We start from the raw sequence: 24162 nt of genomic DNA, 5'->3' as shown, positions 1-24162 counted from the left end.
ATGGATACGACGATCGACTTCCCAGGCACTCGCCCTTCCCCGCCATTGTGGTTGCTGGCGGAACTCACGTACCGCTGCCCGTTGCATTGCGCGTTCTGCTACAACCCCGTCGACTTCGCCAGTCACGGTGCAGAGCTCGATACCGACACCTGGCGAGACGTGATCACGCAGGCGCGCCGCATGGGCGCAGCGCAGATTGGCTTCTCCGGCGGGGAGCCACTCGTGCGTGACGATCTCGAAACGCTGGTCGAGCATGCGCGTGGATTGGGCTTCTATACGAATCTGATTACCTCAGGCGTCGGGCTCAACGAGACACGCATCGCCCGTCTGAAAGAGGCGGGGCTGGACCATATCCAGCTCTCCTTCCAGGACTCGACACGTGAGCTGAACGATTTCGTCTCCAGTACGAAGACCTTCGAATTGAAGCAACGCGTTGCGCGTCTGATCAAGGCGCACGGCTACCCGATGGTGCTCAATTGCGTGCTGCATCGCTATAACCTGCCGCATGTCGGGCAGATTATCGACATGGCGTTGGAGATGGGTGCTGACTACCTCGAACTCGCGAACACGCAGTATTACGGCTGGGCGATGCTCAACCGTGAGCAACTGATGCCGACCTCTGAACAATTGCAGGAAGCCGAGGCCACCGTTAATCAATACAGGGAACGCATCGGCGATCGCTGCCGCATCCTGTTCGTGGTTCCCGACTACTTCGAAGCACGCCCCAAGGCCTGCATGAACGGCTGGGGCTCGGTATTTCTCGGTATCGCACCGGACGGCACTGCACTGCCATGCCACGCGGCACGCTCGTTGCCGGGTCTGGACCTGCCCCGCGTGCAGGACGTTTCGTTGGCGGATATCTGGTACCACAGCCATGCATTCAATGCGTTTCGCGGCGACGGCTGGATGCGCGAGCCTTGCCGGAGTTGTGACGAGCGCGAGATCGATCACGGAGGCTGCCGCTGTCAGGCGTACCTGCTGACTGGAGACACCGCAGCCGCCGACCCGGTCTGCGCAAAATCCCCGCATCACGGACAGATCGAGCAGGTCGTGACGCTGGCGCGGCGGCAGGCGCGTGACACTGAAACCCAACCGTTGATTTTCCGCAGCAGGGATAATTCGTTGCGTTTGGGGTGATTCTGGATGAGAGGTCGCTTCCAGAAAGAAAGCCCGGTGATTCTCCGTTATTCACGAGGATCACCGGGCTTTGTTTTGGGCGTCAATCAAAGCCCCTAAAGCGATCGAAACTATTGCGACTTGCCCGCGTTGAGCGGCGTCTTCGACGCTTTTGCGTTGTCATCCGTCAACTTGGTGGCGCCGGCGCTATAGCCGTTCGAATTCAGCAGGAACGCCATGATGTCAGCATATTCCTGCGGTTTCATCTTGCCGGGACGGTCTGCCGGCATATTGTTGGCCATGTACCCGTACACGCCGCCGATGGTCAGCTTCGCATTTGCCGCCGGCGCGAAGGCCGGACCGCGTAACGCGGGCGCATTCAATCCTTGCAGGTTGGGTCCGTGGCATTTCGCACACGCATTCGAGTATAGCGCTTTGCCGTGCGCCACCTGCGCGCGGTCGAAGCCGGGGACATCGCCTGCCGCGCTCGCATCGACCTTGATGAAGCGTCCCTGCTGCGAGCCGCGATCGGTCGCCGACGTCAAGCGCCAGGCCGCATCGTTGCGGCCGGGGCCATCACGATAGGCAAACGTGGCCACGGATGATCTGGCGGCCTGAGCTGTCTCGGGGAGCATCCATCTGCGGGTCAAGGCCGCCAGCCGGCCGTCGGAGGCCATTTTCGCCAGCGCTGCGTCGATGCGCGGCTGCAATGCCGCGCCGTTCTTCCCGAACGCGAACACCAGTTGCCAATCGGCATATGGCGAGACAGTACTCGCAATCCGGAAGTGCTGCTCGGGGTGCGTGATCCCATACGCCACGACCGCCGGGTACCAGACAATCGCGCGTTGCGCATGCCCGCTCGCCACGGCGTCGACCGTGAGTGCCGCCGTGTTCTCCAGGTCGAGCTTGACATTGGGTTGCTGCACGGCGATCAATTGCGCCGGGCTAGCGTACGTTGCCGCAACGACTTCCGCGGCGCCCGACTGCGTGGACGATTCACGCGTGGTAACGCTGACGTAGCCGGAGTGCAGATAGCCGCGCGAGAAGGTCAGCTTGCTGCCTGAACCATCGGCGACAGTCGAACGCGGAAAGCCAGCGATCACATCGCATTTGCGCGCGAGCGCCTTATTGAGTTCCTTCAGCGAAACGCCGTCGTCGTCACTGCCGTCAAATCCCCCGGGGGCAAGCGACAGTGCAATCCCCGCCGTGCGAAGCGCTTCGCGCGCTACCGCCTCGTCGAGCGCGACCGATGGACTGCCGGGAAACGTGCAAACGCGCACGCCCGTACCCGCACTGGCGAGTCCCGGTGTGAGAGAGCCAGTGGCCAACAGAACACCGGCAAAAGCGAACCAGTTAAGTCGAGTTTTCATGATCTTGCTTCCGGAAAGGGCCTGGCCGCCACGGCCGGATGGCCGCGCCATGTCGGCCCGGCCAAAGTGTCGTGGCAGCCACGTGAACATCAGCCGTGGTTAAGCGCAAACACGTACAGCGTGCCGCCGCGTGGAACCTTCTCTGCGGCTTTCGCCATCGGCCCACCCCAGATCGGGTTCGCGCCGCCGTAACCGGCGAGAATGGCAACGTACTCCTGACCGTTGACCTCGAACACCGACGGTTGAGCGACGATCCCGCTCGCGAGTTTCGGGCTTTGCCACAGCACCTTGCCCGTTGTCACATCGAACGCATACAGGTGGCCGTCGAGCGAGCCGCTAAAGACGAGCCCCCCTGCGGTGGTCGCTACGCCGCCATTCCACGGCAGCTTGCTCCAGTGACTCCAGATTTTCTTGCCGGTATTGACATCGATCGCCTGCAGTTCGCCATAACCCTTGCTGCCCGGTTCCGGTTTGATTTCAAAACCTTCGCCGAGATACGGCAACCCTTCCATATAGTTCACCGACTTGCCGGACAGCGACATGCACGCATGCAAAGCCGGCACGACAGCGATGTGTTTGTCCGGGTCGTACGAGACCGACCACCAGTTCTTGCCGCCAAGGAAACTCGGGCAGGTTTCGATCGTCGTGCCGGCCTTAGGATATTTCGACGCATCCTGGATTGGTACGCCATCTGCCGTATAGCCGGTCACCGACGATGCCGTAACGAAAGGTTTCGCGTAGATCAGCTTGCCGGTGCCGCGGTCGATTGCGTGGAAAAAGCCATTGCGGTCCGCATGGATGATGGCGTCGTACTCTTTGTTCTCGTACTTGATCGTGGCAAGCACCGGTGTATTGACGCCGTCGTAATCCCACGTGTCATGCTTCGTGTACTGGTAATGCCATTTGAGGTTGCCGGTTTTCGGATCGAGTGCGAGCAGCGAGTCGGAGTACAGATTGTCACCCGGCCGCAGATCGGCGAGCCACGGGCCCGGATTGCCGACACCCCAGTAAAGCGTTTTTGATGCGGCGTCATAGGTACCCGTGAGCCAGGCCGGTGCGCCGCCATGCTCCTGCATGCCGTTCGGCCATGTATCGCTGCCCTTCTCGCCGGCTGCCGGCACCGTAAAGCGCTTCCACAGCACGTTGCCGTCATTCGGATTCAAGGCCGCGATAAATCCCCGTGCGCCGTATTCGCCGCCTGCGCTGCCCACCACCAGCGCGCCGTCGAGCGCGAGTGGCGCGAGCGAGAACGCGTAACCCAGACCCGGCTCGAACATCTGCTTGCGCCAGACAAGTGCTCCTGTCTGCGCGTCCAGCGCGACAACGTCGCCGCTCAGCATTGCAACATAGACGTTCTTGCCATACAGCGCCACACCGCGGTTGATCACGTCGCAACACGCAGTCTTGAACGATTCGGCACCGAGCTTCGGCTCGAACTTCCACAATTGCTTGCCGGTGACAGCATCAAATGCATAGACATTGTCCTTCGGCGTGGTCACGTACAGGTAACGGCCATTGACGATCGGCGTGGCTTCGAAACCCTGCTGCAGATCCGCCGGAAACTTGTAGCTCCAGACCTGTTTGAGATTCTTGACGTTGGTGGTGTCGAGTTGCTTGAGCGGTGAATGCGCCTGGCCGTTATAGGTGCGGTAATACGTGAGCCAGCCGGGATCGCTTTGCGCGGCTGTCAAACGCTCATAGGTGACGGCTGGATAGTCGTCGGCCGCTGCGGCCGACGCGAATACCAGACTGACGGCCGCGGCCACGCTCATTGCAAGCGCCGTGGACCGCTTCGCCGAAGCTAAACGTGCTTTCATCCTTGTCTCCTGTTGAATTGTCGACGCGAGGCCATGCGGCGGCGCCATCGTCTAGTGATCGCAGACTGCCTGCGAACCATTCAAGGCAAGTCGCGTGCCATTCGCCCCAGTGCGGCTGCGAGCGACGATGGCTCACGAAGAGCGCACGCGACTTTGCAGGGAAGCGGCCGTCACGGCACAACATGGGTGTTGCACGTTGGCGCAGTCACCCGGCAATGTGTTGCTAAAAATGACAGTTGCCATGCCGGTGGATCGAACGACGCAGAGGGACACTCCATGCATCGTCACGTACACGCCGTGCCCAGCACCCCGGTGCCCGCATGCCTATCGCGAGGGAGATGAGAGTCAATGGCACGCTTCTCGCTGGATGCTCCGCACGATGAAGAGCGTCAGCATTAAGGACACGTCGAGCCAACGCAGACCTTCTCCATCGACACCAGTCACACAATCAATTGGAGGAGTCAGGTATGAATCACGCAGATATGCAGTTTCTCGATGTCGAATTTCCGTACGCACGGCGGTACGCCAATTTCATCGGCGGCCAATGGATTCCGCCGGTACGCGGTGAATACTTCGACAACGTATCGCCCATCACCGGCGAACCCTTCACATCAATCCCGCGCTCAACGGAAGAAGATATCGATCTCGCCCTCGATGCTGCCCACCGCGCCCGCAAAGCCTGGGCCGATACTTCGCCGGCTGTACGTGCGACGATCCTGAACCGCATTGCGGACCGCATGGAGCAGAACCTCTCGCGCATTGCATTTGCAGAATCGATCGACAATGGCAAGCCGATCCGCGAAACGCTCGCCGCCGACATCCCGCTCGCGATCGACCACTTCCGCTATTTCGCCGGTTGCATTCGCGCACAGGAAGGGACGCTCTCCGAGATCGATGCCGATACCGTCGCTTATCATTTCCACGAACCGCTCGGTGTGGTCGGTCAGATCATCCCGTGGAACTTCCCGATCCTGATGGCGGTGTGGAAGATCGCGCCCGCGCTGGCCGCAGGAAACTGTATCGTGCTCAAACCAGCCGAGCAAACACCTGCTTCCATCCTGGTGCTGATGGAACTGATTCAGGACCTGCTGCCGCCGGGTGTGCTGAACGTGGTCAACGGTTTTGGTCTCGAAGCGGGCAAGCCGCTCGCAACGAGCAAGCGGATCGCGAAGATTGCCTTCACGGGTGAGACATCCACCGGCCGCCTGATCATGCAGTACGCGAGCCAGAACATCATTCCCGTGACGCTCGAACTCGGTGGCAAGAGCCCGAACATTTTCTTCGCCGACGTAATGGATCGCGACGACGGCTACTTCGACAAGGCGCTCGAAGGTTTCGCGATGTTCGCGCTGAATCAGGGCGAAGTCTGCACGTGCCCGTCGCGCGTGCTGATCGATGAGAAAATCTACGACCGCTTCATGGAGCGCGCCCTGAAGCGCGTCGCCGCAATCAAGCAGGGGCATCCGCTCGACACGAAGACAATGATCGGCGCCCAGGCTTCCGAGGAACAGCTTGAAAAAATCCTCTCATACGTCGATCTCGGCAAGCAGGAAGGCGCCGAGTGTCTGATCGGCGGTGAACGCAATACGCTCGGTGGCGAACTGAGCAAAGGCTATTACGTGAAGCCGACCGTTTTCCGCGGCCACAACAAAATGCGTATCTTCCAGGAAGAAATCTTCGGTCCGGTGGTGTCAGTGACGACATTCAAGAACGAAGAGGAAGCGCTCGAAATTGCCAACGATACGCTGTACGGTCTGGGCGCCGGTGTATGGACTCGCGACGGTACACGTGCCTATCGCTTCGGCCGGGAAATCCAGGCAGGCCGCGTATGGACGAATTGCTATCACGCCTATCCAGCGCATGCGGCATTCGGTGGCTACAAGCAGTCCGGTATTGGTCGCGAAACCCACAAGATGATGCTCGACCACTATCAGCAAACCAAGAATCTGCTCGTCAGCTATAGCGAGCAGCCGCTGGGTTTCTTCTAACCCGCTACGTACGGATCTGGAGCGGTGTGGGACCCGCTCCGGACAAGCGGCTTATATACGCCGCAGCACGCGTCTCCGCTTTACTTCCACACATAGCGCAATCCAACCCATACGCCACGCGGCGCACCCACACCGAGAAACTGTTCGTTAGTCACCGCATCGGGCGAGAACGAATGGCCGGGGCCGTTGAAAAAATTCTGCCCGAGGATGCCGAAGTCGGCGTAGCGTTTGTCGAACAGATTGTTTACATGCGCGAATAGCTGCAGTTGCTTCGTGACCTGATAGGTCGTGTCTAGATCGACGATCGCATAGCCCGCGATACGCCCATTACTGTCCTGATTGTTCTCGTCACCACGGGCGAATATCGAGCTGCGATAGAGTATGTTTGCTCCTACACTCCATTTCGCGGTAGCCGCATAATCCAGACGCAACTTCAGTGTGTTTTCCGGAATGCCGGGAATACGGTCGCCCGGGTGCACCGTAATGTTGCCTTGGGCGGTAGCGCTCGAGTTGCTCGCGCTTTGCTCGACAAAACTGCTTTGATAGGTTGCGCGCAGATAGGTATAGCCTGCGTTCACAGTAAGCGGGCCTGTCTGCGTACGTGCGTTGATTTCGAATCCTTGCCGTCTTGTAGTGCCGACGTTCTGGAAGTATCCGGTCGAGGTCGCTGCCCCATTACTGCTGACAAACGCAATGTCATCGTGAAGATCGGTGCGGAACAATGCCGCGCTCCAGTGAATTGCCGACGATAGCGTTCCACGGGCGCCCGTCTCAAACGTGCGCGATACGACTGGCTTTAAAGCAGGGTCGGCAATAAAATCGTTCGGCAGCGAACAGGGCGCAGCCGGGTCGGCGCAGGCCAGCTCGATAGCGGTCGGCGTACGCGTGCCCTCGCTGTAGTTAGCATAAGCGGTCAACCAGGGCACCGGGTTATAGGTGATGCCTAGCGCAGGATTGATCCGCGAAAAACTGTGCGAGCCATTCAACAAGGGCTGCATGCCGCTGCGATCCTCGATGTCGACGCTAGCGTGGTTGTAGCGCGCGGAGGCCGTCAGCGCAATCGTGCGAGTTAACGAAAGCGTGTCGGTGACGAACACACCGAGATTGCTGTTACGGGTCGATGCATCGGTTTCCAGATTGAAGCCGCTGGTCCCGACTGTCTGGCGATCTGAGGCAAACTGAGCATTCTGCGTGTACTGGGCGAAGCCGGTGTTCGCAAAATCGCCGCTGAGACCGGCCGTAAGCTGATTGTCCATCCCCGCGACTTTGCCGGTAACGCTCAATTGCAGTGCGAATCCATAACTGTCCTGGGAGATCACAGAGTGCGAGTTTTGCGCAGGTACCGTGTTGATCGCGCCCGTCGCCGGATCGATAGAGCCGTAATCTCCATTGACGTTGCTACTCAGATTGTCGTTGTTGTAGTGCCGGTAGTACACATCGCCGGAAAGCTGCAATGCATCGCTGAAGTCGTGCTTGCCTGACAAGGTCAGCATGATCGCGCGATTCTGGTTCTCGTCGGGATACGTGTAGGCCTGGCGTGGATTGTCGAGAAACGAGCGCGGAATGGTCTGGGTACCCTGCAGCTGATTGTCGGCCGCGGTGAGGCTCAGTTCGACGGTGGTGCGCGTGTCCGTATAGCCCACCTTGCCGAACAGCTGCTTCACGCGGCTGGGATTGTGGTCGGCCCAACCCTGATCGGCTTCGTCGTTGGCGGTGAAGAAATAGTCGAAGTGTCCCAGTTGGCCGCCTTGCGTGAAGACCACACTCCTGCGTCCGAATGAGCCGCCCTCCACTTCAACGCTGCCGCCGGGATTGTCGCGGCCATTTTTTGTGGTGATGGCGATCGCGCCGCCTAGCGTGTTCAAACCGAATAGCGGATTGGACCCGGGCATCACCTCGATGCGCTCGATCGCCGATTGTGCGAGCAGATCCCAGTTGACTACGTCACCGAACGGCTCATTGATCCGCACACCGTCCTGGAAAACCGACAAGCCTTGGGGTGTGCCGAGGAGCGGCGAAGCGGTGAAGCCCCGATAGTTGACGTCCGGCTGATACGGATTGCCCTGACTCGAATTGAGCGTCACGCTGGTGACGTTCTGCTCCAGGTAGGCCGTAATGGAATTCGGGTGTTGCGTCTCGATGTCCTTCGCCTCGACGATCTGCACGGCAGCCGGCACCTCATCCAGCGCCATGCCGAGTCCGGTAAGCGGCGCCGTACCCACCACGGTTACGACTGGCATCACCTGGGAAGGCGACGACACGGGTTCGTCTTGCGCCACTGCGCAAGTACCGTGGGCCATAGCAAGCATGCCCGCTATGGCGGCGGCGATGCGCGTGCGCCGCCAACCGTCGCGATGCGACTTCATGTGTCTCCTCCGTCGTGACGCGCATCGGCTTCATGGCCGTACGCGGTGTGTTCTTTGATTGCGGTTTCCGATGTACCCACTTCAAAGCAACATCGATGCCGGACATCGACGCAATGCGATGCCATGTCGAACGCTGTACCGCGTTTGTCTTCGCTCACGTGACACCTGTGTCGATTTGGTACAGGCAGTGCTCCAAACGGGGGCACCTAAGACAGACCCTCGGAGCGCGCCCGATCCAAACAAACGCCGCACGCGCGTCCTCACGACCGGCACGCATGTTGCGATCCGAATGGCAATCAGAATCTGGGGGTGGCACGCATGATCACTTCAGCGCTGAAAGGTGCAAACGCGGCGCGACGCAGGCTGCGTAGCCTGCAATGCGCGGCGGCAAACCCGCCGGCGCGCGTCGCAGCGTGCCGACTGCCGCCGTACACCACGGGCGCTTTCAACGACCTCCGGGGAGCGCGCGCGCATGCCGTTGCGCTAGTCGTGCTTGCCGTCCATTGCACGGTGGCGCTCAAGGTTTGGCGTATGTCGGTGGAAAAGCAGGAATACACGGCGCCGCATGTGCTCGACCTGCAATTCGACATAGGGGCTGCCGCGTCGCCACCGGCTGCGATTTCAACGAAATCCGCAAACCGTGCCGCCAACCTGCCGTCGGCTATGACGTCACGCGTGTCACCGCCTTCGACCTTGACACTCCGCGCAAGAGACATGGCTACCCCGAGAAACACTACTCAGGCTGCGCCATCGAAACCGCTCGCGAAGATCGCGCCGAGCAACGCATTGAAGTCACGGCCTGCGCCCGCCGCTACGACTCCACCACCGATAACCACCGACGCCGGTCCCGAACCACGCAATACATCGACCTCGACATCACCGGAGTCCCAACCGACGTCCGAACCGCTCACTGAACCCAGCTTCGGCGCCGCTTACCTGCGCAATCCTGCGCCGACCTACCCGAGCGTGGCTGAACAACGCGGCTGGCAAGGCACCGTCATGCTCAAGGTTCATGTACTGGCCAGCGGCCGGCCAGACCACGTCGGACTCGCGTCGTCGAGCGGCCACGAGTCGCTCGATGACGCGGCACTCGAAGCCGTCACCAACTGGCGTTTTGCGCCGGCTCGCCGTGGCGCTCAGCCGGTCGATGGATGGGTCCAGGTACCCATCGAATTCAAACTTGGAACCTGACTATGAACATCTCTGACTTCGCCACTCAGCTCATTGTCGACGCTTCGCTTTGCTTGCTCGCAGCCTGTTCGTTACTGACCTGGTGGCTGATTTTGTACAAAGGCTGCGCGTACTGGCATCTTGCTTCGGAGAACCGGCGCTTCACAGCACTTTTCTGGAGCGCCGCCGAGCGCGATCCGTCGGGCATACCTGGCAGCCCGTCACACGCTTCGGAGTGTCCGAAGGCGCGCGTGGCGCGCGCCGGCTTCGCCGCATGGTCGGGCACCGCCCCAGCGGAGACGGCAGTGGCCAATGCGGAATTCGTGGCCTGGGACCGCCACGAACTGCTCGATCGCTTCCTGAACCAGCAGATCCAGAGAGAAAGGCGCACGCTTGAACGTGGCTTGACGCTGCTTGCATCGATCGCCACTACCGCGCCGTTCATCGGCCTGTTCGGCACGGTGTTCGGCATTATCCATGCACTACACGCAGTCGCTGTGGGCAGCGCGAGCGGGATCGAAGGGGTCGCCGGGCCGGTCGGGCAAGCACTGACTGCGACGGGAATCGGGATCGCCGTCGCCATCCCCGCTGCTCTCGCCTATAACCTCTTTGTGCGCCGCGTTCACGTCTCGATTGCCGATCTCGAGGACTACGCCGCGGATCTCGTCAACGTGGCGCAACGCAACGGTTTTCGCGCGGTGACGGGCGCTCATCGGGCGGAGGTGCTCACATGATTTCCCGTTCGAACGCAAAAGACACGGACCAACCGCTTGCCGAAATCAACATCACGCCGCTTGTCGACGTCATGCTGGTACTCGTCGTGATTCTTCTGGTCATGGCGCCGATGTTGACCAGAACGCTGCACATCGATCTGCCAAAGGTTGCAGCCAGCGCGCCCGAAGCGCGTGATCACGCGGTGACGGTCAGCCTCGATGCAAACGGCAAGCTAAGAATCGACGACCTCGACATCGCCGCGGACCAACTGGAGCCGACGCTCAGGCGCATCGCCGCGCGGGATGACCAGACCGTCGTGAACCTGCGTTCCGATCAAAGCCAACCGTTCGGCGCTGTTGCAAATCTGCTCGCCAGAATCGGCCATGCAGGCATCGTGCACGTCGCAGTCGTAACGGCGAACGTGGTGCCACGGAATTGACGTAGCGCGGTCCTGCGCTTCATGCTCCTTTCATGCCTTTGACTTAAATCAAGGGGGCTGCCCATTTGGTGTTTATAGTCAACGCGCATACGCGGGGACGAACCGAAGCGAGAGTTCCTCATTTCAACGCTCTCTAACGAAAAAATGGCATTGAGCGCCCGGTAAAACACTGCTTTCTCCGCAAACACAGGGAGCAGTCGTCACGCGACGCGGCCTGGCAGAAAATTTCAGATGCGGTCATATCATGCCCGGCAAGACATTCATTCTCGATTCAATTCTTGCGACGCCGGCGCCGCACAACGGCGACGTCACGGTCGCCGTTCGTTCATCACTGCTGTCGACACTGTTTGAAAACATACGGCCGCTCGTCATGTCGGGAGGCGCAAGCAGTTTCATTGCGCTCGTAGCCGTGATCCGTCTGCATCAGACGTGGGCCGCGCTATGGCTCGTGACGGATATTGGCCTCCTGTTAACACGGCTCGGGATCGCTCGTGCTTACATCATGCGCAGCCGTACGGGTGCGGTTCACCCTGGCCCCTGGGCTGTCCGGTACGTGCCGCCATCGCTACTGGCCTGCCTGCTGTTTGGCCTCGGTACGATGGGCTGCATCCTGTCCCATGACGGCGAACTGACGGCGCTCGCCGTCATGGTGACGGCTGGGATTCTAGGCGGAATAGCGTCAAGAAACGCGGCCTTGCCCCGCCTGGCGATCGTGCAGATTTGTCTGGGGGCGATTCCTATTGGGCTGGGCGGGCTGCTCGCGTCCCGTAGCGCAATGTGGATTCTGGTGCCACCGCTTTGCCTGTATGTTGCGGCGATGACTTCGGTGGTCAGGCGCCACTATGCGATGCTTGTTGCCCTGATGACAGCCGAACAAAGGCACGCAGAACTTGCGGCCCAATTCGATGCGGCGTTGGCCTATATGCCACACGGGCTGTGCACCATCGACAGCGCCGCGACGGTGACCATTGCCAATCGCCGAACCGCAGAGCTTTTCGGCGCCCCTGTCGAGATGCTGCAGCTTAATGTCCCGCTACCTGAGCTGATTGGTCAGGTAGTGCTGGCGAAGTACGGTGAAGCGTTTCGAAAGAAGCTTGTCGAGCGGTGTACCGCATGGCTGTCGGAGGAGCACGGCCCGCTCAATCTGAAACTCAACGATGGCCGCCAGCTCGAGATGACTCGCAACCCGGTGCCTGACGGAAGCGCTGTCATCATCATCGAGGACGTGACGCAGCGTAGGACCGCCGAGGCCCGAATTCTTGAGTGGGCCCGTCACGACGTGCTGACGGGTCTGCCGAACCGCCGCTACCTGCGCGAACAACTCGAGCGGAAACTTTCCCGGCGCGCAGACAATCACGACCCAGCATTGGCGGTGATGTATCTCGATCTGGACGGCTTCAAGCAGGTGAATGATGGCTTCGGCCACCCGGCGGGCGACGAGGTCCTGAAAATGGTCGGGGAGCGCTTGCGCAGGACACTGCGGCAAGGGGAGCTGGTGGCGCGGATCGGCGGCGACGAATTCGCCATTGTTCTTGAGAACTCAACCACCTCCTCCGCCGCCGCACTTGCGCAGCGCATTATCCAGCGATTATCCGAACCCTATCCGCTGTCAGCAGGCGCGCTGGTCAAAATTGGAGCAAGCATCGGCATCGCCTTCGCAACGAAATATGAGTCTCTTGATCTGCTGAAGAAGCGGGCCGACGCGGCCTTGTACGACGCAAAGAAAGCGGGCAAAGGGGTATTCCGTTTTTGGACCGTGGACGCGGTCGCCAGCTAGAGCAGTGCCCGCTAGATGTCCGATTCATCAAGAAAAATTTTCGACATACTACCTAATTCTGTTTCTTGCCGTCCAGCGTCAAACATGGCGATCTGAGTGCAAACGGCTGGATTCTTGAGCACACACAAGTTCGAACTCAGGAGATGCACTCACGAGTCTTGGCTGGGTTTGCCAGCACCAGGACGCTCACCTTGGGATTCGTAGCAATCCAGCCGTCGAGCATATCTGCCCATGCCTGGAGCATCGTCCTCCGCTGCTCTGCATACTCCGCCTTGTTGTAGACCGCGCGCACGCCACGCTGTTCGTGAGCGAGGCATTTCTCGATCCAGTCGGTGTTGAACCCTGCTTCGTGCAAGAGCGTGCTGGCCGTCCGACGCAGATCGTGCACCGTGAAAGGATCAAAATCTGTCCCGCCGTCGCGTATCAGCTTGACCGTGCTGTCAATAACGCGGTTCAGAGTCGCCATACTTATTGGGGAGGCCGTCTCATAGCGACCGGGATGCACGTACGAACTTGCCCCGAAGCACGTCTTGAATGCGACCAGAATGTCCAGAGCCTGTTGGCTCAGATAGACAATGTGGGGGCGACCGGCCTTCATCCGTTCCTTCGGAATTGTCCAGACTGCGGCGTCGAAGTCTATCTCACCCCACATCGCCAGAATGAACTCGGACTTGCGCACCAGCGTGAGCAGCATGAATCTGATAGCAAGACGGAGCGTAGGCATCGTCGGCGTCTGTTCCAATGCACTGAAAAACACATGGATTTCGGCAGGCGACAGTGTCCGATCGCGCGGCTTGAAGCTGGCGATCGCAGACGGGCGGATGGCCTCCGCAGGATTGTCCACCTTTAGTCCCCGCGCCTGCACGAAACGGTAAACCTGAAGAACGATGTCGCGCGCCTGCACGGCAGGGGCAGCAGCGCCCCTCTCCTTGATCTTCTCGCAGCGCGCCATCAGTCGTGCGGGCGTGATCTCTTCCAACTTCAGCCGGCCAAATTCCGACGCGAGATTCCGCTCGTATACCGATTTGCGCATCGCTAGTGTGGAGTCGGCAAGAGCAGTCTCCACAAAGTATTTCTCCGCCCACTTACCAAACGTCAGCGCCTCGGTCGCCTCGACCCGTTTCTCGACTTTCGCCCGTGACGGGCTTTCGCCGCGTTGGATTGCTCCGTACGCATGGTCGCGTAGAAGGCGGGCTTCCGGAAGGCTAATAGCCATTCCGAATCCGAGTTCGTCTGGCCTGCGTGGCTTCCGTGCGGGAAGTGATGGATCGTAGCGGCCTATAACCAGGGTTTCCCGGCGACCGTTCACCCGGTAGTCGTACCGGAAGCTCACCGCGCCTGAAGGCGTCACTGCCGCATATAGCCCGCGCTGATCGGCAACCTTATAGATCTTCTGAGCCGGCTTCAGCGCTCGCAACTGCATGTCTGTGAGCATAGGGACTCCTCGAACGTATACCGTCAACCGATACCGTCAGACTGATTTGACGGTATCGGACAAGGCCGTCCGAGGAAGAAATGTCGGTACCGTCACCGATACCGACATTTCCACCAGGCATTGCCCGGATCACAGCAGACCACACCGGACAATAACCTCATGTTTTTAAACGAAAAAACATGGAAAACCGTAACTCCCGGAACGACTTGGGAGCAGTCTAAATCATTCCCGCTCACTGCATCACAGCGGTCGTTCGACAACGGCAATCGCGAAAGGCCGCAGTGGCATCAACGAATGCGTACTTTCGACCCGAAGCGGACTCGGGCGACGAAGCGATAAACGCCCGCTTACTGTCGGAGATCGGCCGCTCGCATTCGTCCTGGAGCGGATAGAGGGCGCATAAATCAGACGCATTGAAAAAATAGCTCCAGATACTATTCTTCATGCTGGCATCGTCATTCCATACGTTCGACTCTGAGCATGCCGCGCTTGTGGCGCGAAGCCTCCCTTGCGGTCATTGACGACGGGACTTGCGAGATGATCAAGCGGCTATCGCTTATTTCTGCTTCTGTCGCACTGGGCTGCATAGCTACGGTTGCCCCAGTTCTGACCAGCATCTATATCGCCGACGAGGATGCAGAACGTCGCGAGCAGGAAGATCTGCAGCAGTTCGCCGCGAAAGCGGTGATGCGCACGGAGCTTGTCACCTACCAGGCATTCGCCGCTATTGCCGACATGGAGGCGCTCCCCGGCGGTCTCTGCTCTCCCGCCCAGGTCGCACAGTTTGCCCGCGTGGTTTTCAATTACCGGTACGTGCAGGACGCGGGTGCTTACGGTGGCGGGCAATATCTGTGCTCGCCGCTTTTAGGCGACGTTCGGGCGCAGCATCTGACGATGCCCCCGCCCGATTGGCTGAGCAAGGACGGCTATCTGCTTTGGTACAGGCAGAAGAACCCCCTCAGCGACGAGCGCCAGGATATTCAGATTGGTCGCAAGGGAAATTATGTCTCGATCGACCCACAGTCCTACGTCGATATTATTGACCCCGCCGGAAGACCGGTCGCAGCGATCAATGTCGAGACGAACACAATCCTTGCGTTGTCGCCTGGTGCGGACGCCGACGACATGCTCAACGCATGGAAGCTGGCTGGGCATGTGAACGATGAACAATGGCACTACGCTGTTGCCCGTTCGTCAAGCCGGCCCCTCGGGGTGGTAGTCAAGTCTCCTCGCAGCAGCCTCGTGGGGCACTGGCCTGGTTTGCTCGTGATGTGGCTTTCGATTGGTCTCGTTGTCGGAGGTGTGCTTGGTTGGCTTGCGTTCAGGCGAATCTCGCGGCAACTCTCCTTCCCCGCGACGCTCGAATGGGCGATAGCACGCAAGAAACTCGACGTGGCTTTCCAGCCGATCGTCCGCCTCACGAGTGGCGAATGCGTTGGTGTGGAAGCGCTCGTCAGGTGGAACCTGAACGGACGCAACATCTCGCCGGAAATCTTTGTCGCGGTCGCGGAGCAAAACGGTCTTATTCAGCAGTTGACGGACCTTGTACTGGACAAGACGATTGACGAGCTGTCAAAGCTCTTGCGCTCGCGTCCTTCGTTCTACGTCTCAATCAATGTGAGCAGTGATGATTTGCGGACACGCCGTTTCCTGAACGTTCTTACCGCCCGGTTGCAGGACACGGGTATTCGACCTGCTCAGGTCAGAATCGAAGCAACGGAGCGAAGCTTCATGGATGCCGACGCAACGCGGCAAACCATAGCGGCATTCAGGGATGCCGGCCACCCTGTCTATATCGATGATTTCGGGACCGGGTATTCCAGCCTGTCGTATCTGCAAACCTTTACGATCGATGTCCTGAAAATCGACAAGTCATTTATCGACACCATTGCACAAGACGCAGCATCCAGCGTCGTCGCGCCTCATATCATCGAGATGGCGCACGAACTGGGGGTGGAAATTGTGGCAGAGGGCGTCGAGCGCGATGTCCAGGTCGAATATCTGGCGCAGAGAGGCGTCCAGTATGGACAGGGCTGGTTGTTTGCGAAGGCCATGCGGGCTAATGAACTTATCGTCTGGCTCAACGAAAGCAGATCGACGCTTCAGCCGATCCATCAATAATCCTGATGCGCAATGCGATGCCACGCGTGCCCAATGCACCTACGAACCGCAACTGGTCGACGACACCGCTTTCCGCGGGATGCTGAAAAACGATCGTCTTTTGTGCCAGGAACAGCAGACGTCTCCGAATCTAATTCGTGGGTCCGGAAATGGCCGCCTACTGCCCGATGCCGACGGCAGAGGCCGCATCGTTCCTACCTCAGTTGGTTTCCGCACACGTCACCACCGCTGTCCAAACCGGCCGTTCCGCCGCACGCCGGGAATTTCATTTCTCAATAATTGGGCGCGCGGCGAATACCGGCCTATAGTATTCGTAATATGAATCGTCAGTGGCCGTACGCGAAAACGAAAACAGGAAGCCGGGGGCTTATGGAAACGTTGATCGACGTGGAGATAGCGCACATCGCGCGGGTGATGAGACCGTCGCTGGTTGGCGGCCCTCTCGGTCCTATACTGCCTGCGCAATACTGGCGCTGGCGACTACACAGGCTCCTGGACGCACCGCACCTGACGCGGGTCCAGCTTTGCGCGCTCGACTGCCTGTTGCTGCAGCTGGGTGCATTTGAAGTCAGCTTCAAGAGCCGGCCGTCAGTAACGAGCGAACCGCCATCGGGGCGATTCCGCGCCAGAAACACCTCCATGCAATCATCAGCCGCACCTGAAAACCCTGCAAACTGATTTTAACGGCCCAGTTCGACCCAACTTAGCCGTTGACCGATTGCGGTCGAGGGACGCGTCTAGGCTCGGAAAGAGACATTCGGACGGCAGGCTCGGTCTTGCTTCTGGCTTCCGAAAATCACACCTTCGGATCTTTACTGAGTAGGGAACTGTGGACTCCGTGCGTCTCCAGGCTTCGTCGGCGCGTTGCTGGGCCGATTTCACGATCCCACGAATGTTAGCGTGACGCGCGCAGCGGCAAAGTCTACGCGCTTCGGCACACCTTGTAGCGCCACTTAATCGACAACATCCATAGTCCTAACAGACGATCTATCGACGTTTGTGACAGAGTTCGCGGCCCGCGTAGACGGCAGAAAACAGGCCGACGATGACGGCCGCTACGGCCAACGATTCATCTTGTCGTTCGGAGGGGGCCGACGACGTTGCATAAAACCATAGGCCCATTCCGATTGCCGTCATGAACACACCAAAGACAAGCCCCCACACCGGCCCCGCCGTGTCGGGACTTCCTAATCTGCGAGACATTTTCATCGCTATACTCCCCGTCCCGCACCGACATTTTCCAATCGCCGCAGCCTGCGAGTTCCGCATTGGCACAGTCTGAAGGTAGCGTACGTAGCCAAAAAGACGCCCTCAACAGGCTAAATTATCATCAAGTCTATTTAGAGTCTTGCGATCAAACGGACAGACACCCATGAAAGAGACGGCAACTGCCGTACGTGAGCGCGTCAATGGTTCGATCACCGATTTTTGAATGCAAAAACAATAACCAGGACAGCGACAAGCACGGCAAGCCATTTCAGGCTGACGACGAGCGTGCTCAACCTCTCGACAAGAGCGTTCATTGAGGTTGCGTCACCAGCGTTTGTTTGCTGTTGATCCTCGCGTGAACTGTCGCGTTGGCCGGGCGCATCGAAGCTGATTTTTCCGAAGTCGAGAGCGAGATGAACAACATATCCGCTCGCAATTTCCGGCGATTCCATAGCACTGCCTTCCTTACCCGGCCTGAGGAACAGGTACGAATCCCCAAGGGAATCAGGAAACACCTGCCCCGACATATAAATGTTCTTCAGACACAGGCCGACCTTGACCGCAGAGAGCCGGCCAGCCTCGACCCCCTGTATCAGCGCCTTCATGCTGCTTTCCGGCACATGGCAAGACGCCCACCACTGATCTGGTTCCTGCATCTCCCGGTCCGTCGGGTTGTAGCCAAGCCTTGCTGTCCCCAACGGGATGTCCGAAAAAGTCGTACCGAGTTCGTCTTGCCATTCGCGCAGGCCCTGCCGATCTGCCGCACGGATTTCTCTGCCCGTGAACGAGATCTGAACTTTGCGGGTGCTGTTCCCGTGTTCGCCAATAATTGACAGGCGAACGTCATCAAAGAAAGCAGTCCCACGGACACAGGTAGTAAGGGTGGATCGCGTTTCTCCCTCGGCAGGTTCCAGTTGCTGAACGATCTGAAGATCCTGCAAGGTGAGCCAGAGGGAGCTTGCGGGGTAATACTTCTTTGCATTGCCATCAGGGCCGACGTGTTCTAGCGAGTGGCCACTGCCCTGCTGCACATCGATTCGTCCGGTCTCCTCGCGATAGATCATGCTGACTTTCTTATCGAAGCGCGGACGCGTCGCCGGGTCGATCTGCCCGGCCCTGGTAGACGTCCGGTAGGCCCCGGCTGCGCCATTCAGGCTGTCCAGAATATCGGCATGCGGGCGTGCCTCAGCAATGAGCTTGCGCTCGCAATCTGCCGGTGCTGCATGGGTGTCCGATAGCATCTCGCCGAAGCGAGCGACGAGGCGATCGACGAACCGAAGTGCCTTGGGTGCGGTCTCCGACGCCCCGGCTGGAATCCGGTTGGAGGTGGAGTCGAGCAAAGGCGGCCGCTGCGGATCTGCAACTGCCACGGGCGAAGGCAGTAATCGGTTCAACAGGCTCGCATAAAGCGGAAGCATCGGCAGGAATACGCAGGCGAGAGCCACGTTGAAAAACGTATGAAAATCCGCAACCACTCGCGCATTGTCCGGTTCCATAGTGACCATGAAGCGCCCGATTGGTCCGAGTGCTGCAAGTGCCAACGCAACGCCGGCTATCCTTGTGAGCAGGTTCCCGACCGGGAGCCGCTTCAAGACGGGATCGTATGGTGCCGTCCCTGCCAGTACGGGGTTGATTGCGGTGCCGAGGTTCGCGCCCATCACCAGTGCAAAAGCCGTATTGGGCGGGACGACGTTCCGCGCGCAAAGCGAGGTGATGAGCAAGACCGCCGCCGCGTTCGAATCTGCGGCCCATGTCAAACCCGCAGCCAGCAGAACATCGACGACCGGTACGGTGGATGCAGCGCCCAGCAGCATGCGAAGGCTTGGGGCATCCTCGTAATCGGTCATCAACTCGAGCAGATGATGTAGCGCGAGCAGCATCAGGCCCAAGCCAATGAACATGCGTCCCAGGTCGTGTGCACGCGTGTTCGATACCTTGCGGAACATCAGCGCGCCTACAAGGATCAGGGCCGGAGAAACGGCGGCCGCGACGTCGAGCGACAGCACCTGCACGATAAACGTTGCGCCGACGTTTGCGCCCAGCATGACGGCAAGCGCGGGCACCAGCCCGACGAGTCCCTCCGCAGCGAAGCTCTCAACCATGAGTCCGGTAGTCGCGCTGCTTTGCAATGCCGCCGTCGCGCCCATTCCGGCCAGGAATGCCCGGAACCGCCCGCCCAGAGACCGGGCGAGAAGGGGGCGAAGACCGGCGCCAAATGCCCGATGCATGCCAGTTTGGACCATCTGCGTGCCCAGCAGCAGCAAAGCAATGGAGCCAGCAAGATCGATCAGCGTGAACGTCGTTATCATGATTCGGACTCCTGGCGTCCAACCGTTCGCCCACGAGACTTCGGCATGTCCCTGCCCCTTGGTCGGCAGAGCGTCACAGCAAATCGACGCTCGTGGCTCGAACCCGGTTTGAGCATGACCGGCACTCGCCTACCCCCGTGCGCGGCTCCATGGAGAGTTGCATCAGTAAAAGGTGCCCGACCGCGAGGTGAGCCAGTTTAGCGCGATACCGTGCCGACTGTTAGAGTGGAAAACAACAGTTAATCCCGGATTACGGCGCTCGATACCGCTATGCCTGCTGGTACGGCACCGATGAGATCCGGGTGCTGCATTTCCGACAGGATTTACAATGCCGGGTAATGGTCGCCGGCGTGGCTTGCATTACCGCCGGTTTCGACCGATGGTAAAGAGATCCGCTATGCAGGGAAAGGATGAAAGTCAGAGCGACCGTGGTATGCGTGCGGGAAAACCGGATTCTGCTGGTTGCCAGAGAACGATCAAGATGGGCGTTACCAGGCGGGAGAATCCGTCGGGATGAAACGCCCCAGGAAGCCGCGCTACGTGAACTGTCGGAAGAAACGACGCTTGCGGCTATTGAGTTGACGTACCTCTTTCAATTTACCGGTTTCAACACATTGCATCATGTCTTTTTCGCCGACGTCGCGCATCATGCAAGCGTACAGCCCAGCAACGAGATCGCGAAGTGCAGGTGGTTCGCCCCGGTCAAGATAGCGACGCTTTCCGCCAGCATCCCTACTCGTGGAATCGTAGAGCTTTTCTTCCGGTATATCCGCACTCTGGAATCGGACGACGTCCAGCGGATTTCGCAGCAGGTGGAACGGGTGAGCCTATGAACCGCACTTATCACCATCAAGGATTCGATGTCGAGGTCGCCGTAGAGACTGACTTCAACTGGCAGGCCGGACGCAGTGGGGGCTATGTCGCGGTCGTGAGAATCTGCAAGGCCGGTGGCGCTCTTGCCGTTTTCTCCCCGTTGCGTTTTGGCGAATCTCAAGGCAAGCCATTTTTCAGCAAAACTGACGCGCTCATGGGCGGCTATAGCGCGGGACGACGGATCGTCGATGATTTGTTCAGTTCATGACACGCGTCCACGCCGTCCCGGAAACATAGCCTTCCATCGAAGAATGAATTAATGACGAGTGACTGTTGTGGGGCCGATGACCCGTCATTTGCCACTGCCGCGGCGCTTTGCATCGCGACGGGGCGCATGAGCCCGGAAGATCAGAAGCTCGTTGGCTGCGTCACGGGCAACCGCTCTAACGGTTACGCCGCCGCAGTCTGCGTCGCAGGCACAAGACTCTCGTCAGAGCAACAGAGGCTTGCAACCTGTGCGGCCCAATATTCCAGCAATCCCTATGCGGCGGCGCTATGCGCGGGCGGAGCCAAACTAACCCCGGAACAATTGATAGTCGCCCAGTGTGCGATTGAGACGCTCATGGAGCCGCACGCCTTCGCCGTGTGCGTCACCGAGCAATTGACGCAAGCGGAGCTTCAAAAATGCCTGTCGGGCAAGATCGGCGGCGACGACGGTTGCTTCGGAAAAAACAACGATCTTGTCAAAGCAGTTCAAGCGGCCTTCAACGGTGCCAAAGCTCTCTCCGGAGGGCCCAACTCGTTGGTCAACAACCCCGGGCAAATTTGGGGCGGTCCGAATTCTTTCGCTCACAACCCGTCGCAAATTTGGGGTGGCGACCATTCGGTCGTGCGCAACCCTGGCCAGATTTGGGGCGGCCCCAACTCGGTCGTCAACAATCCAGGACAACTAGCCGGCGGCAAGAATTCGGTTATCAACAACCCAGGCCAACTCGTCCCAAAGTTTTAACATCCATATTCCCTGACGCCAGGCTCTCACACCTGACAGTCGCACCGGCTTTGATGTTCGAGGAAAGCGCCGCTCAACGGTGGGCGTGATAGCGTGCCCGCATATGGCTCGTCGAACGCGGCTCATTGATTACGCGCGCCAGCATGCCAAAAAGATCCAAGCCTCGTTACGGCGGAGGGGATGGGACGGGAAACTGCCGTTGCACTACAAATCTCCTCGTGGCCGGGCGTTCACATTTCTATGGTCTGTACGGTACTAAAAAGCATAATGGCCCCGAGTGGGTGCTTTTCGTCCTTCCCGAACGTCCGTTAAGAGCAGTTCATTGGACCGTCTATCCGATTCTCTGACGGACCGCTTCGGGTCGGCTACGGAAGTTCGGTGAAGGTCGAGGGCCAACGTGGTGGGGCGATGGTTATTTGTCTCAGTGCGACCCACAGGGGACCTTCAGATTTGCCGAAAGCTGCCGTTCACATAGCTTATAGGCGGCTCCGACGTATAAGATCGGTCTAGGCGAAAATTCAACACTCCGACTCGCTGCAGCGACTCAGAGTTGTCTTGGAGTGGGAATCCTCTTGAAAACAATCGTAAAGCGCTTCCTGTTAGCGCTGATCGTCCTGATGGCTTGCGTTCGCGGTGGAGTTGCTCTGGCAGAAACCCCATCTGATCAGTCCTTTTCTCCTGATCCAAAAATCCAGAAAATTGCGGAAGCCTACTCGCTAGACGCCGTCGACTTCTCCGCAAAACAGTTTGGAATAAAACTCGACTGGTCGGACGCGAGTATTGCAAATGTCGAAAAGGCCTTGGCGCAAATGAGTTCATCCTACGTCGGCACGAGTCCCAAGCCTACGGACGAACAAGTTATGTCGTTTGCGAAAGCCTACGGAAGTTACGTCGGAGAGGTGTATCGCCGCAATCATGGTGGCGAATGGGGTATGGTCACCCTTGGCGGAAGCCGATTCCCGGGTCTGCAAACCACCTCAGGTTCCAGCTTCTGGCCATGGGGACGAGTATTCAATCGGATCACAAAGGGGGCGGAGGACAGCATCGCCGACTACTACGTGGCCCTATTGAAAAGGTAGCGGACGGCGCATCCAGTCAACTTGGCCTTGAAGGTCTCAACAATTCAGGCCACGACGTCGACCGTCCGAAAGTGGCCGATAGCGCCAGTTCGATAAACGTGGCACCGTGAGGACGCTGGAATTCTCAATGGCAGCTTTCCGGCGGTATGTGCGGACGCGTAGTGCCGGCCACGAACAGACACCCGCCTAGAGACATCGAACGACCGAAAAGCATTCGGCAAACAGCCATTCAGAAAATCCGGCGATAACGTGAGTTTGCCGCGCAGTTGGCCTGACGCCGTGCTTTCCATAGCATTTCAGTAAGCTTTCGACTGTATATCTGGCTGCCGGGATTCCACGTCGCCCGTCGCGAAATTTGTATTGAACCGTGTATAAATACGGAGACCGCAATACGACATAACAACCGATTCATTTGCGCGGCAGAGATTCGACAGCGCATTGGCATCGACGTCGCGAAGGCGTGATCCGACCGGCCCACGCAGCAGCTTTCTCGTTGGTCGAGCCGAGCCGCCGGTTCAGATCCGACAGGACTCTGCAGTCCGACATGCGGGGTGGCACCTCGGTCAATGCCAGTTCGAGCCGGTCCAGCAGTTCAGGCAGACTCACTTCACCTTCCCTCGTCCGTGCAAACTTCCGCTTCTTCATAAGGCTGCTCCGCTCTATTCATCGACGATGCGCGCTGGCGTCAACGTCACCGCTAATCTTCGAGATCCAGCGACATCTTTCTCTTATTTGCACCAACAGGACCGTCGGAGGCATCTCCCTTTGGTAAGGGGGCTCAGCATATCGAGATCGATACCACATCCACACCGATGCGGATAATGCCATCGTTCGGCTGCCTCGTAACAAGATCGCTTTCCGCGGGAGTGGCGCTGCCCTCTCTTACCTGCACGGTTGGCCGCTCACGCTGCGTCCGCCAGCATCGACTGACGACAGCCCGATGGCGCACACCGGCAGGCGTACTGGGCCCGAGCCTCTTCACTCGCAGGATCGTCAATCGCCAGCAGATATTCAATGAACAGTTCTTCTCCGGGCTCGATTGCCCGCAGCGTATGAATGAAAATGCGTCCCTCGTCCTCGATGGTCTCGCAGTTGGGCGCGCACGCGTGATTGAGCCAGCGCGCGCTATTGCCGTCACGGCTGCCGTCGATCACACGCCCATCCGACAACCCGAAAAGAAACGTATGTCCTTCGACGCCTTCACGCTGGTGACGACGCACCGCATTTCGCCATGAAGTGACTTCACCTTTGTATTCAAGCACGCGCTCGCCGGCGGTAAGCGGCCTCACTGCGAACACACCCTTGCCGTGAACTGACGATCGCCGGACGACCACACACCTCATACTGTTACCTCGACTGATATGTGCGCAGTATAGAAGAGGCATAAATCCTCATCCACACCGACGTGGATACGTCACTCGCGTCAAGGT

19 protein-coding genes are annotated in these 24162 nt (G+C 59.0%); 12 read left to right on the top strand and 7 right to left on the bottom strand.

Annotated features, from left to right (window positions below; translation table 11 throughout):
• Positions 1-1137, top strand: a complete 1137-nt coding sequence (pqqE, locus tag M0D66_RS26475; protein ID WP_266212006.1) for a pyrroloquinoline quinone biosynthesis protein PqqE — start codon at positions 1-3, stop codon at positions 1135-1137.
• Between the two features lie 110 nt (positions 1138-1247).
• On the opposite strand, the gene M0D66_RS26470 is transcribed toward pqqE, so the two are convergent.
• Together M0D66_RS26470 and M0D66_RS26465 are read right to left on the bottom strand one after the other, a co-directional pair.
• Complete coding sequence (locus M0D66_RS26470) at positions 1248-2486, bottom strand: c-type cytochrome (protein WP_266212005.1); 1239 nt, start codon at positions 2484-2486, stop codon at positions 1248-1250.
• An 89-nt stretch (positions 2487-2575) separates the two neighbouring features.
• Entirely contained in the window at positions 2576-4303 is a 1728-nt protein-coding gene (locus tag M0D66_RS26465; protein ID WP_266212003.1) for a methanol/ethanol family PQQ-dependent dehydrogenase, read from the bottom strand.
• A 467-nt stretch (positions 4304-4770) separates the two neighbouring features.
• On the opposite strand from M0D66_RS26465, the gene adh reads away from it, so the two are divergent.
• The gene (gene adh / locus M0D66_RS26460) at positions 4771-6291 is read left to right on the top strand and encodes an aldehyde dehydrogenase (protein WP_266212002.1); all 1521 of its coding nucleotides are present in this window, start codon (positions 4771-4773) and stop codon (positions 6289-6291) included.
• Positions 6292-6371: 80 nt separating this feature from the next.
• Here the strand turns inward: adh and M0D66_RS26455 are convergent, their stop codons facing one another.
• Complete coding sequence (locus M0D66_RS26455; protein ID WP_266212076.1) at positions 6372-8600, bottom strand: TonB-dependent receptor; 2229 nt, start codon at positions 8598-8600, stop codon at positions 6372-6374.
• Between the two features lie 375 nt (positions 8601-8975).
• Here M0D66_RS26455 and M0D66_RS26450 point away from each other — a divergent pair, with 375 nt between their 5' ends.
• The 4 genes from M0D66_RS26450 (at position 8976) to M0D66_RS26435 (ending at position 12757) form a co-directional block, all read left to right on the top strand.
• Positions 8976-9848: an energy transducer TonB gene (locus M0D66_RS26450; RefSeq protein ID WP_266212000.1), complete on the top strand. Its 873-nt coding sequence runs from the start codon at positions 8976-8978 to the stop codon at positions 9846-9848.
• 2 nt (positions 9849-9850) lie between these two features.
• Positions 9851-10561 carry a MotA/TolQ/ExbB proton channel family protein gene (locus M0D66_RS26445; RefSeq protein WP_266211999.1) on the top strand — a complete coding sequence of 237 codons (711 nt, stop codon included), beginning with the start codon at positions 9851-9853 and terminating at the stop codon, positions 10559-10561.
• Entirely contained in the window at positions 10558-10980 is a 423-nt protein-coding gene (locus M0D66_RS26440) for a biopolymer transporter ExbD (RefSeq protein WP_266211998.1), read from the top strand. Before M0D66_RS26445 ends, M0D66_RS26440 begins: the two co-directional genes overlap by 4 nt.
• 244 nt (positions 10981-11224) lie before the next feature.
• A complete protein-coding gene (locus tag M0D66_RS26435) occupies positions 11225-12757 on the top strand; it encodes a sensor domain-containing diguanylate cyclase (protein ID WP_266211997.1) in 1533 nt (510 codons plus the stop codon).
• Positions 12758-12893: 136 nt separating this feature from the next.
• Here the strand turns inward: M0D66_RS26435 and M0D66_RS26430 are convergent, their stop codons facing one another.
• Positions 12894-14192 carry a site-specific integrase gene (locus tag M0D66_RS26430; RefSeq protein ID WP_266211996.1) on the bottom strand — a complete coding sequence of 433 codons (1299 nt, stop codon included), beginning with the start codon at positions 14190-14192 and terminating at the stop codon, positions 12894-12896.
• Between the two features lie 480 nt (positions 14193-14672).
• Here M0D66_RS26430 and M0D66_RS26425 point away from each other — a divergent pair, with 480 nt between their 5' ends.
• Positions 14673-16313 (top strand): EAL domain-containing protein, encoded by a 1641-nt coding sequence (locus M0D66_RS26425; RefSeq protein WP_266211995.1) that lies wholly within the window; start codon positions 14673-14675, stop codon positions 16311-16313.
• Between the two features lie 369 nt (positions 16314-16682).
• Entirely contained in the window at positions 16683-16991 is a 309-nt protein-coding gene (locus M0D66_RS26420; RefSeq protein ID WP_266211994.1) for a hypothetical protein, read from the top strand.
• Positions 16992-17731: 740 nt separating this feature from the next.
• On the opposite strand, the gene M0D66_RS26415 is transcribed toward M0D66_RS26420, so the two are convergent.
• Positions 17732-19831 (bottom strand): Na/Pi cotransporter family protein, encoded by a 2100-nt coding sequence (locus M0D66_RS26415; protein ID WP_266211993.1) that lies wholly within the window; start codon positions 19829-19831, stop codon positions 17732-17734.
• 410 nt (positions 19832-20241) lie between these two features.
• On the opposite strand from M0D66_RS26415, the gene M0D66_RS26410 reads away from it, so the two are divergent.
• The 4 genes from M0D66_RS26410 (at position 20242) to M0D66_RS26395 (ending at position 22732) form a co-directional block, all read left to right on the top strand.
• A complete protein-coding gene (locus tag M0D66_RS26410; RefSeq protein ID WP_266211992.1) occupies positions 20242-20664 on the top strand; it encodes an NUDIX hydrolase in 423 nt (140 codons plus the stop codon).
• Positions 20661-20912, top strand: coding sequence for a hypothetical protein (locus tag M0D66_RS26405; protein ID WP_266211991.1), 252 nt, complete (start codon positions 20661-20663; stop codon positions 20910-20912). The genes M0D66_RS26410 and M0D66_RS26405 overlap by 4 nt, the downstream gene beginning before the upstream one ends.
• Positions 20913-21038: 126 nt before the next feature.
• Entirely contained in the window at positions 21039-21653 is a 615-nt protein-coding gene (locus tag M0D66_RS26400) for a hypothetical protein (protein ID WP_266211990.1), read from the top strand.
• Positions 21654-22225: 572 nt separating this feature from the next.
• Entirely contained in the window at positions 22226-22732 is a 507-nt protein-coding gene (locus M0D66_RS26395; protein ID WP_093647372.1) for a hypothetical protein, read from the top strand.
• A gap of 408 nt (positions 22733-23140) precedes the next feature.
• On the opposite strand, the gene M0D66_RS26390 is transcribed toward M0D66_RS26395, so the two are convergent.
• Complete coding sequence (locus tag M0D66_RS26390; RefSeq protein ID WP_301773089.1) at positions 23141-23377, bottom strand: hypothetical protein; 237 nt, start codon at positions 23375-23377, stop codon at positions 23141-23143.
• Between the two features lie 257 nt (positions 23378-23634).
• Positions 23635-24075: an SET domain-containing protein gene (locus tag M0D66_RS26385; RefSeq protein WP_266211989.1), complete on the bottom strand. Its 441-nt coding sequence runs from the start codon at positions 24073-24075 to the stop codon at positions 23635-23637.
• Between the last annotated feature and the right edge of the window lie 87 nt (positions 24076-24162).

This window comes from Paraburkholderia sp. SECH2 (assembly GCF_030464795.1).
Taxonomy (GTDB): Bacteria; Pseudomonadota; Gammaproteobacteria; order Burkholderiales; family Burkholderiaceae; genus Paraburkholderia; species Paraburkholderia aspalathi.
This window is presented reverse-complemented; position numbering and strand designations above follow the sequence as displayed.

Coding starts and splice junctions, on each gene's coding strand:
- M0D66_RS26400 (WP_266211990.1), top strand. CDS start 21,039: ATGAGCCCGGAAGATCAGAAGCTCGTTGGCTGCGTCACGGGCAACCGC.
- M0D66_RS26465 (WP_266212003.1), bottom strand. CDS start 4,303: ATGAAAGCACGTTTAGCTTCGGCGAAGCGGTCCACGGCGCTTGCAATG.
- M0D66_RS26385 (WP_266211989.1), bottom strand. CDS start 24,075: ATGAGGTGTGTGGTCGTCCGGCGATCGTCAGTTCACGGCAAGGGTGTG.
- M0D66_RS26415 (WP_266211993.1), bottom strand. CDS start 19,831: ATGATAACGACGTTCACGCTGATCGATCTTGCTGGCTCCATTGCTTTG.
- M0D66_RS26440 (WP_266211998.1), top strand. CDS start 10,558: ATGATTTCCCGTTCGAACGCAAAAGACACGGACCAACCGCTTGCCGAA.
- M0D66_RS26430 (WP_266211996.1), bottom strand. CDS start 14,192: ATGCTCACAGACATGCAGTTGCGAGCGCTGAAGCCGGCTCAGAAGATC.
- M0D66_RS26445 (WP_266211999.1), top strand. CDS start 9,851: ATGAACATCTCTGACTTCGCCACTCAGCTCATTGTCGACGCTTCGCTT.
- adh (WP_266212002.1), top strand. CDS start 4,771: ATGAATCACGCAGATATGCAGTTTCTCGATGTCGAATTTCCGTACGCA.
- M0D66_RS26410 (WP_266211992.1), top strand. CDS start 20,242: ATGAAAGTCAGAGCGACCGTGGTATGCGTGCGGGAAAACCGGATTCTG.
- M0D66_RS26470 (WP_266212005.1), bottom strand. CDS start 2,486: ATGAAAACTCGACTTAACTGGTTCGCTTTTGCCGGTGTTCTGTTGGCC.
- M0D66_RS26455 (WP_266212076.1), bottom strand. CDS start 8,600: ATGCTTGCTATGGCCCACGGTACTTGCGCAGTGGCGCAAGACGAACCC.
- M0D66_RS26420 (WP_266211994.1), top strand. CDS start 16,683: ATGGAAACGTTGATCGACGTGGAGATAGCGCACATCGCGCGGGTGATG.
- M0D66_RS26435 (WP_266211997.1), top strand. CDS start 11,225: ATGCCCGGCAAGACATTCATTCTCGATTCAATTCTTGCGACGCCGGCG.
- pqqE (WP_266212006.1), top strand. CDS start 1: ATGGATACGACGATCGACTTCCCAGGCACTCGCCCTTCCCCGCCATTG.
- M0D66_RS26425 (WP_266211995.1), top strand. CDS start 14,673: ATGCCGCGCTTGTGGCGCGAAGCCTCCCTTGCGGTCATTGACGACGGG.
- M0D66_RS26450 (WP_266212000.1), top strand. CDS start 8,976: ATGATCACTTCAGCGCTGAAAGGTGCAAACGCGGCGCGACGCAGGCTG.
- M0D66_RS26405 (WP_266211991.1), top strand. CDS start 20,661: ATGAACCGCACTTATCACCATCAAGGATTCGATGTCGAGGTCGCCGTA.
- M0D66_RS26390 (WP_301773089.1), bottom strand. CDS start 23,377: ATGAAGAAGCGGAAGTTTGCACGGACGAGGGAAGGTGAAGTGAGTCTG.